At 32.9% G+C, this 9,152-nt stretch carries 5 protein-coding genes; 1 reads left to right on the top strand and 4 read right to left on the bottom strand.

Annotated elements, in window-relative coordinates:
- The first annotated feature begins 79 nt into the window (after positions 1–79).
- Entirely contained in the window at positions 80–883 is an 804-nt protein-coding gene (locus AC3DU7_RS16910; protein ID WP_488040488.1) for an ABC transporter permease, read from the top strand.
- A 378-nt stretch (positions 884–1,261) separates the two neighbouring features.
- Here AC3DU7_RS16910 and AC3DU7_RS16905 read toward each other — a convergent pair whose 3' ends face one another.
- The 4 genes from AC3DU7_RS16905 to AC3DU7_RS16890 all read right to left on the bottom strand — a co-directional run.
- Positions 1,262–2,872 (bottom strand): response regulator, encoded by a 1,611-nt coding sequence (locus AC3DU7_RS16905; protein WP_488040486.1) that lies wholly within the window; start codon positions 2,870–2,872, stop codon positions 1,262–1,264.
- A gap of 11 nt (positions 2,873–2,883) precedes the next feature.
- Positions 2,884–5,658 carry a hybrid sensor histidine kinase/response regulator gene (locus AC3DU7_RS16900; RefSeq protein ID WP_488040485.1) on the bottom strand — a complete coding sequence of 925 codons (2,775 nt, stop codon included), beginning with the start codon at positions 5,656–5,658 and terminating at the stop codon, positions 2,884–2,886.
- A gap of 35 nt (positions 5,659–5,693) precedes the next feature.
- Positions 5,694–8,195, bottom strand: a complete 2,502-nt coding sequence (locus tag AC3DU7_RS16895; RefSeq protein WP_488040487.1) for a hybrid sensor histidine kinase/response regulator — start codon at positions 8,193–8,195, stop codon at positions 5,694–5,696.
- A 384-nt stretch (positions 8,196–8,579) separates the two neighbouring features.
- Positions 8,580–9,152: RNA-guided endonuclease InsQ/TnpB family protein (locus AC3DU7_RS16890; RefSeq protein ID WP_488040484.1), on the bottom strand; the 573-nt coding region annotated here is incomplete at its 5' end.

Raw genomic sequence — 9,152 nt, 5'->3', positions numbered from 1 at the left:
ACTGATAACTGATAACTGATAACTGATAACTGAAATGGCAAATACTTTAATAAATCCAGAAGATAATATCCCAATAGATATGTCTAAATCTCAATCAAAATTTCAGATTTCTTGGCAGGTAATATTTACAATTTCAATGTTCTTTTTTATGTACTTGCCAATTTTTGTATTGACTTTTTATAGCTTCAATAAATCTAAATATAGTGCAGGATGGGAGGGTTTCACCCTACAATGGTACGTTAAACTTTTTCAGGATACTAGGGTTTTAAATGCTTTACAAAATAGTTTAACAGTAGCCCTTTGTGCTGTGGCTGTTTCAGCAATTATTGGTACTTTAATGGCAGTAGGTTTAGCAAAATATAAATTTCGAGGCAAATCTTTATATATGGGTGTCTCTTATTTACCATTAATTATTCCTGATATAGCGATCGCTGTTGCGACTTTAGTCTTTTTAGCAGCATTGGCAATTAGATTAAGTTTATGGACAATTATTGCAGCTCATATTGTTTTTTGCCTAGCTTATGTGGGTTTAGTTGTTTCAACAAGGTTAGCAGATTTAGACCCTAATTTAGAGGAAGCTGCCCTGGATTTGGGAGCAACTCCGGTAGAAGCTTTTTTACAAGTTTTATTACCCCAATTAATACCAGGAATTGTATCAGGATGTTTGCTAGCTTTTGTACTAAGCATGGATGATTTTTTAATTGCTAGTTTTACTTCAGGAAGTGGGGCAACAACTTTGCCAATGGAAATTTTTAGTAGGATTCGTACAGGGGTAAAACCTGATATTAATGCCCTGAGTGTAATTTTAATTTTAGGCTCAGGATCGATTGCAATTATTGGAGAATTTTTGCGGACTAGAAGTGAGAAAAAAAGTATTAAGTAGGGGCGATTTCCTTCTTCTTCTTTCTTTCCTTATGACTCCTGAATCCTAAATTATGACTTATGACTATTTAACTTTTTCTACTACTATTTAGATATCTCCAAAAATCAAAAATAAAATAAATTATCACACAGAAGTTATCAATTATTTATCCCTACTGCCTACTGCCTACTCCCTCTTTTCTGGCGATGTATATTATAGAGTAATCCTAAATAGGTTGCGACAAATCAAAAAGTAGATAAAAAAACTGAAACTCTTACCTGTTCCCTATTCCCTGTTCCCTCTCTTGGTGCGCGTTCCCTTGCGTCTGTCGCCGACGCGGGGTCGCACCGCTGTTCCCTAAAAAGCAGTAAGATTCTTGACACGAATAAAATAGGATTGCTATAGAGTAAAGTAAAAGGTTGTCCCTTCTTCCACTTGAGAAGTACACCAAATTAAACCTTGGTGACAATTAATAATTCTTTTAACAATTGATAAACCAATACCAGTTCCTTCAAACTCTTCATCTGAATGGAATCGCTTAAAAGGAGTAAATAATTCTGTGAATATTTCCATATTAAAACCAGCCCCATTATCTTTAATAAAATAAATTATCTCTAATTTTTGTTTACATAAGTTTTTGTCTTTGTAATATAAAGAGCATTGATTAATGATTGAATCTAAATTTTTATCCTCTTTGGATAAAACTCCAAATTCAATATGAGTAACATCTTTTTTAGATGAATATTTCCAAGCATTATCAATTAAATTTTCTAACGCTATTGTTAATAATATTTGATCTGCTGTAGCTTTAACATTAGGCTGAATTACTAATTCAACTTTTCTGTGTGGTTCTTTGATTTGAAGTTTCATTAGTATTTCTTGAACTATATTACTTAAATGCACTAATTCAAGAGTTATTTGACTTTTTTTAACCTTTGACAGTGTGAGTAAATCTTTAATAATTTGCTGAGTTCGAGCAGTCGATTTAAACATCAAATCAAAATAATCTTGAGCATTTTGAGTGGTATAATTATCATCTTCATATTCTTCTTTGAGAAAATGAGTTAATGACTCAATAGTTTCTAATTGGTTGCGAAAATCATGAGCTAGACTATAACTAAAAGCTTCTAATTCTTTATTAGTTTCTTCCAGAGTTAATTCTAAATTTTTCCTTTCTGTAATATCTCTGACTGTAATAGCAAAACCATCTCCTAATTTAACGGCGATAAAATGATACCATTTTCCTTCTTCTTGGTCATTATAATAAATATCTTGCTCTAAAGATTTTCCAGTTTCTACCACATTAACTAAATCTGCAAATAAATCATAATTAATTCTATTTAAAATTTTTTTTAGCACTAATTTACCAATTAAATCTTGTGGTTCTCTATTAAAAGCTCTAGCAATAACTGGATTAAGAACTAAGCAAGAAAAATCAACAATATTTCCTGTTCTCTTATCTCTCAATGCTTCCATCGCTGCAATGCCATCAAGAGAAGAATTTAAAATACCAGAAATTAACGCTCTAGATTGATATAAAATCGCCTCTGCTTCTTGGCGTTGTTTAATTTCTTGTTTAAGATTTTCTTGTTCTATTTCTAATAGTTTTCTCTGTTTCTGAATAATTAACTGACTTTTAACTCTTGCTAAAACTTCTTCTTCTTGAAAAGGCTTAGTAATATAGTCAATTCCTCCTACTTCAAATGCTTTGACTTTGTCAAAAACTTCATTTAAAGCGCTAATAAAAATTACTGGGATATCCTTAGTTTTAGGATGATCTTTTAAACGTTCACAAACTTCATAGCCATTTAGATCGGGCATTTTTATATCTAGTAAAATTAAATCGGGAGTATCCGTTTCAATAGAAATTAATGCACTTTCTCCATCGATGGCTTTTTTTACTTTATAATTATTATCTTTTAAAAGAGTAGCTAAAATTTTTAAATTAGAAAGTTGATCGTCAACAATTAAAATAATTCCTTCTGAGTTTTTTTCTGATATATTATTCATATTTTTATAGTTTATCCTGATTTCAGAGATTCAATTAATTGTCTAATGGTCTTAAATTGAAAATTATCCACTAAATTAGTTAACTTTTCAGCTAATAAAGATTGTTCAACCGGAATTTTTTCAATTAATTGTAAGATTCTATCATCATCTAAAGCCTTCGCTGCATCATACAGTTCTTCTAACCATTTACTCGGCATTGCCTGCAAATCTTCTACAGTTAAATTTGATAATTCACTGGAAGTTTTATCTGGACTTTCTTCTGCATAAATATACTCCACTCCTAAATGCTTTTTCATTGTGTCAAAAATCACGGCTTCTCGGAACGGTTTTCTGACAAAATCATCACATCCTGCTGATAAAATAATTGCTTTCTGTTCTTCTAACACACTTGCTGTTAAGGCAATTATTGCTGTGGCATTTCCTTTGGTTGTTCCTTTAATTATTTGGGTTGCTTCATAACCATCCATTACTGGCATTCTCATATCCATCCAAATTAAATTAGGTTGCCATTCCTCCCACATTTCTATGGCTTGTTTTCCATTTTCTGCTTCTTTTAATTCAAATCCTAATGGCTGTAATAGCTTGATTAATAGTAACCTATTCGTAGGGCGGTCATCCACTATTAATATTTTATAACGAGGTTGATGGGGTTTTAAAGCAATCACATGGCGAGGATTTTCTTGAGTTTCTATATCTTCTTTATTGACTATATCAACTTGGATGTCAAATCGAAAAGTTGTACCTATTCCCACTTGACTTTTAACGGTAATATCTCCTCCCATTAAGTTGACAAATTTACGACTAATGGGTAAGCCTAATCCTGTGCCTTCTTGACTGTTTTCACCTGTTTCTGTTTGAGTAAATGCTTCAAATAATTTGGGCATTTCATCTTCAGCTATTCCTGCTCCTGTATCTCTCACTTCAAAAATAAGAGTTGCTTTTTGATTACTTTTCCCATTTTCTAGGGTATTAAGGGAGGGTTCTTTTTGACTCACAACTGTGACGCTTACGCCTCGTTCAGATGTAAATTTAATCCCATTATTGATTAAATTAATTAAGACTTGCCGCAGTTTTGTTTCGTCAGTATAGATATATTGAGGTACATCATCCTGGCGGTCAAATATTAATGTTAAGCCTTTATTTTCTGCGGTTATATGTAATAAGTCTTCCAGTTCGTTTAAAAATGAATAAAAGTCAAAAGTTTTAGCATTGAGGGTCATTTTCCCGGCTTCGATTTTAGATAAGTCTAAAATATTGTTAATTAAGGTTAATAAATAATTGCCACTTTTATTAATAATAGTTGTGTTTTCCTTCTGTTCTTGAGATAAAGTTTGAGAACGCATCATGATTTGAGAAAAGCCTAAAATGGCATTTAATGGGGTGCGTAATTCGTGACTCATATTAGCTATAAATGAGCTTTTTGCTTGATTAGCAACTTCCGCTTTTTCTTTAGCAATGGATAATTGTTCTGTTCTTTCGACAACTTTTTGTTCTAAAACAATATTTTGTTCTTGAATTAATTTTTGATTAAGTTCAGAATTTTTCAAGGCTTCATTTTGTGCTTTTTCTCTTTCCTCTTGAATCACATTAATTCGATTTGCTAAAGCAAAAGAAAATAATAATACTGATAAACTAAAAGTAAAATTTGATCGTTTCTCTACATAAAAACCATAAGGTATAAAACCAAGAGCACTAAAACTACGAATAATTATTCCTAAAATAGGGGGCAACATAGCTAATAAAAAATATTGGCTTGGCTTATATTTTTGTCTCCATCTTATCAAAGCAGTTATTAATATTATGGCGCTAACAAATATACCATTAAAAATCACGATAATATTATGCCATCTTGTTGGTATTGATATAATAATTACCATAACCATGACTAAAGATATAACAAATAAAAATCTATCTATTTGAGGAACATATTTTTTAGTTTTTAAGAAAGACTGGGTGAATTTTATCCAGGAAAACAACATTAATAATAAGGCAAATGATTGAATCTCATGATAGTTAGAAAAATCACTCCACAAGAATTGATGTCCTATTCCATCTCGACATAATCTAAACCATAAATAACCTATAATAAACAATACAAAATGTAGATAACTTTTGTCTTTTAAAGAAATAAATAGAAATAAGTTATAACCAATCATTATTAAAAAAGTTCCATAAGCTATTCCTAAAAATAAAACATTATTTTGATTCTCCTGAAAAAATGTTTCCAAAGAATAAATATTTAAGGGAATAACTAAACCTGCTTTTGAAGTTAAACGTAGATAAATAGTTTTTTCATTATTTTCAGTAAAAGGCAAACTAAAGATAAAAAAACGATGGTTAAGTTCTCTAGTTGCAAAAGGTAAAAATCTGCCTGTTTTAATTATCTTAAATCCTTTTTTATCTCCTTGATAAGAATAAAAATCTACCGTACCTACACGAGCATTATTTAAAGTTAATATCCATTTTTGTGTCACACTTGCTTGATTTTCGACTCGAAAACGAACCCAGATTGCTGATGTTTTTACACCTAAGTTGGGTTTCTTTTTATTACTAGGGGTAAATCCTCGATCTACCACATCTTCAATAGTTAATTTCCTAGTTTGATCTTCAAATATTTCTAAATGTAATCCTAAAGGATATTTGGTATTTTCATCCGTCAAAATAACAGGATTATTAATATGTTTTAAATTTTGATTATTTTGAGCATAAATCTTAGATGCAGAAATAAATAAACAGAAACTAACAATTATCAAGATCAAGAGTCGTTTAATACAAGTTTTATTCATAAATTTTTATAATATCTCGATAGTAAAAAATTCAATCATTCAAGTAGTTGTCTAATGATCTTAAATTGAAAACCATCCACCAAATTAGTTAATTTTTCAGCTAATAAAGATTGTTCAACCGGAATTTGTTCAATTAATTCTAAAATCCTATCATCATCCAAAGCTTTCGCTGCATCATACAGTTCTTCTAACCATTTACTAGGCATTTTTTCTAAATCTTCTACTGTTAAACTTGGTAATTCACTGGGAGTTTGATCTAGAGTTTCTTCTGCATAAATATATTCCACTCCTAAATGCTTTTTCATTGTTTCAAAAATCATTGCTTCTCGGAACGGTTTTCTGACAAAATCATCACATCCTGCTGATAAAATAATTGACTTTTCTTCTTCTAATACACTTGCTGTTAAGGCAATTATTGCTGTGGCATTTCCTTTAGTTGTGCCCTTAATATGTTGAGTTGCTTCGTAACCATCCATTACAGGCATTCTCATATCCATCCAAATTAAATGAGGTTGCCATTCATCCCAGATTTCTATGGCTTGTTTTCCATTTTCTGCTTCTTGTAATTCAAATCCTAATGGTTGTAATAATTTAATCAATAATAAACGATTAGTGGGGCGGTCATCCACTATTAATATTTTATAACGGGGTTGATTCGGTTTGAGAGCAATGACATGATGCCGATGTTCTTGAGTTTCTATATCTGTTTTATTGGCAACATTTACTTGAATTTCAAATCTAAAGGTTGTACCTTTTCCTACTTTACTTTTAACAGTAATATCTCCTCCCATTAACTGCACAAATTTACGACTAATGGGTAATCCTAATCCTGTTCCTTCTTGACTATTTTCACCTGTTTCTGTTTGAGTAAATGCTTCAAATAATTTGGAAATTTCTGCTTCAGCTATTCCTGCTCCTGTATCTCTCACTTCAAAAATAATGTTCGGAGCAGAGCCTGCATCTTTCCCATTTTCTCCTAAATACTTACTGGCAACTGTGACACTTACTCCTCCTTGTTTAGTAAATTTAATCCCATTATTAATTAAATTAATTAAGACTTGCCGCAGTTTTGTTTCGTCAGTATAGATATATTGAGGTACATCATCCTGGCGGTCAAATATTAATGTTAAGCCTTTATTTTCTGCGGTTATATGTAATAAGTCTTCCAGTTCGTTTAAAAATGAATAAAAGTCAAAAGTTTTAGCATTGAGGGTCATTTTCCCGGCTTCGATTTTAGATAAGTCTAAAATATTATTAATTAAGGTTAATAAATAATTGCCACTTTTATAAATAATAGTTGTATTTTCTCTCTCTTCCTTTGGTAAAACCTGAGAACGCATCATAATTTGCGAAAAACCTAAAATGGCATTTAAAGGAGTGCGTAATTCGTGACTCATATTGGCAATAAAAGTACTTTTGGCTTGATTCGCAACTTCCGCTTTTTCTTTGGCAATAACTAACTGTTGATTTGAATCTTGTAATTCAGCAGTACGTTTTTTGACTTCAGTTTCCAGTTCGCGATTACGTTTTTCAGTTTCATATATACGCCACCACACCCCACCTAGTACAACTCCCAAAGATAAAATCCCCATAGCTGCTCTAAACCAAAGAGTTTCCCACCAAGGTGGTGTGATTGTAATTTTGAGAGAAATACCCTGTTCGTTCCAAAGTCCATCATTATTTGAGGCGATCGCCCGAAATACATAGTTACCTGGATCTAAATTGGTATAGGTGGCAAAATTATCCTTACTACCTACTTCATTCCAGCCCCGATCAAATCCCTCGAGTTTGTACTTGTAGCGATTTTTCTCTGGTGATTGGAAATTCAATGCTGCAAATCTAAAGGAGAAAATTCGGTCTTTATATGAGAGAATTAAGTGTTTGGTTTTAAGGATAGATTCCTTAAGAACTGAATTTTCACCAATAGGAACAAGCTTATTTTCTAATTTAAAATCTGTGATAAATACGGCCGGAATGCTGGGATTATCCTGAATTTGTTTTGGATAGAAAGCAGTGATGCCATTGACTCCACCGAACCAAAGTTTACCATCCTTAGTTTTATGTTGAGCAGTGCTATAAAGAAAGGCATTACTTTGTAGTCCATCCCTCACATCATAATTGTGGACACTTCCCGTCTCAGGGTTAAATCTCGTTAGTCCCTTACTACTATGACTAAGCCAAAGACCTTTTCCTTTTTTCTCGGTAGAGGTATCTTCTTCTAAGATGCCATAGATCGAATCTCTTGGTAATCCATGGCGATCGGCAGTATATTGGATGAATTTGTCCTGCCGATCATCATATTTTCCTAATCCTGAACTACTACCCACCCAAAGTTGACCTTGTCGGTCTTCATATATATCTTGGATAGTAGCAGCAGTGCTGAGATTATGTCCAATGATATTTGGGTCATTGGCACGGTGGTAATAGCGGCTAAAAGTTTTTGTTTTAGGATCAAGTCTATCTAGTCCGATTAACGTACCGATCCAAAGTCTTCCCTCTCTGTCTTCTTGAAGAACACGAATTTGATTGTTGAGCAGACTCTTGGGGTTGTCCGAGTCATGAGTATAGTGAGTAAATTTTTCTGTCTCAGGATCGAATTGGTTTAAACCTCCTCCCCAGGTACCAATCCAGATCGTCCCCGTTTGACTTTCACACTCAACATCATGGATCAGGTTATTGCTGAGACTGTTGGGATTGCTAGGATCGTGAACGTAATGAGTAAATTGGTTTGTCTTGAGATTTAGCTTGTTTAATCCTCCTCCGATAGTACCGATCCAAAGATTCCGTTCTACTAAACTTACCCAAACTTACCCATACACGTTCGCATAGGTTTTGGAGCTAGCTTCCTGTTTCTGTGAGAACCACTGACCGCAGTCTGTAACTTATTCTCTCCACAGGCTTCAATTCGCTTGGAACTCAAGCTACTGATTCACATAGTTTTTCAAGTTGACAGCAGCATTAAAATCTCTATCAGCTTCAAAACTGCATTCACTACACTCATACGTTCTCAAGTGCAATGGCATTTTCTGTTGATGCCCACAGTTTGAACATATTTGAGAACTTGGATAAAATCTATCAGCTATGACTAATTCACTGCCGTACCATTCACATTTGTATGTAAGCTGACGTTTAAACTCATAAAAACCACAATCAGCAATAGCACTTGCTAGTTTGTGGTTTTTGAGCATTCCACTTACGTTTAAATCTTCAATTACTATGGTGCTGTGGTTTTTAGCTAACCATGAAGTGAGTTTATGTAGTGCATCTGCTCTAATATCGGCTACTTTTTTGTGAACCTTTGCTAGTTTCTTTACTGCTTTGCGTCTGTTTTTGGAGCCAATAACTTTTTTACTGACTGCACGTTGATGACGAACTAATCTTTTTTTTGCTTTCCTGTAGGCTTTGACGTTAGCAAATTTACTGCCATCAGAACAGGTTGCTAATGTATTTATGCCTATGTCTACACCTATAGTTTCTCCTACTTTTTCTGTTGG

It is taken from the genome of Okeania sp. (genome assembly GCF_983059655.1).
The sequence above is the reverse complement of the archived record's forward strand: the minus strand, read 5'-3'. Positions and strand labels throughout refer to the sequence as shown.

Excerpts from the sequence above, each read along its gene's own strand:
- AC3DU7_RS16900 (WP_488040485.1), bottom strand. The coding sequence starts at position 5,658 with ATGAATAAAACTTGTATTAAACGACTCTTGATCTTGATAATTGTTAGT.
- AC3DU7_RS16905 (WP_488040486.1), bottom strand. The coding sequence starts at position 2,872 with ATGAATAATATATCAGAAAAAAACTCAGAAGGAATTATTTTAATTGTT.
- AC3DU7_RS16910 (WP_488040488.1), top strand. The coding sequence starts at position 80 with ATGTCTAAATCTCAATCAAAATTTCAGATTTCTTGGCAGGTAATATTT.